A 1054-nucleotide genomic window follows, 5' to 3' on the forward strand; every position below is an offset into this window, starting at 1 on the left:
CGACGTACATGCCGAACATCAGGATCTGCATGTACAGCAGGACCACGGCGATGATCGAGAGGATGATCCGTTGTCCCTGTTCGGGATCCGGCGGGTCGAGGGCGTCGACGGTCACGGTCGCCGTGGCCACGTCGGCCGCGACCGCAGCGGGATCGACACCGCGATCGGTCAGTGCGGCGACCTGGGCCTGCTGCACGACCGCGGCCTCGACGACAGCCCGGACGTCGGTGTCGAGTTCCGATTCGGTGATCGCCGTGACGGACGCACCGTCGCCGAGCACGAGCGCGACGTCGAGATCGCCGGAGGACACCCGGTCGCGCGCGGTGGCGGCATCCGGAACCTCGGAGACCTCGAGCGGGGTGCCGACGGTCTCACCGAGCGACTCGATCGTCGTCTGCAGGGCGGGTGCACCCACGACTCCGACGGTGGGCCGGTCCTCGCCGCCGCCGGACAGGATCGAGGTGGCGACGATGCCGACGACGATCGCGACGAGGATGATCGCGTTGCTGATCAGGAAGCTCTTCTTCCGGACCTGCGTGACGAACTCGCGCGACGCGACGAGACCGACCGCTCGGGCGTTGCTCAACGGGGCGCTCATGCGGACACCACCTCTCGGAACAGCTCGGTCAGGGACGGGCGCCGGAGCGAGAACTCGTGGACGGGGCCGGTGGCCAGGGCGGCCTTGAGGATCAGCTGGTCGTCGGCGCCGGGGGTGACGGTGAGCACGGTGCGCTCGTCCTCGTCCTCGTACTCGGCGTGGGTGACTCCCGGCAGACCGTCCGCCCAGCCGCGGGGTGCCTGCGGCGCGTGGACGACGAGGAGCGCGTCGCCACCGGCGCGCAGGTCGTCGACGGTGCCGACGGCGCGCATCCTGCCCGCGCCGATGATGCCCACCCGGTCGCACAGGCGCTGGACCAGGTCGAGCTGGTGACTCGAGAACACCACCGGCACACCCTCTTTCGCTTTCTCCACCAGGACGTCGCTCATGACGTCCACGGCCACCGGGTCGAGTCCGGAGAACGGCTCGTCGAGCACGAGCACCTTCGGGTCGTGC

Annotated in this window: 2 protein-coding genes; both read right to left on the bottom strand. The window is 70.1% G+C overall.

The features are described 5' to 3' along the window. Positions 1 to 598 (bottom strand): hypothetical protein (locus tag R1101_RS0124155; protein ID WP_016935717.1); only part of this gene is annotated, 598 nt, incomplete at its 3' end. Next, positions 595 to 1054: ABC transporter ATP-binding protein (locus R1101_RS0124160; protein WP_016935718.1), on the bottom strand; the 460-nt coding region annotated here is incomplete at its 5' end. The genes R1101_RS0124155 and R1101_RS0124160, both read right to left, overlap by 4 nt.

Origin of the sequence: Rhodococcus sp. R1101 (genome assembly GCF_000278445.1) — a bacterium.
Classification (GTDB): domain Bacteria; phylum Actinomycetota; class Actinomycetes; order Mycobacteriales; family Mycobacteriaceae; genus Rhodococcus; species Rhodococcus gordoniae.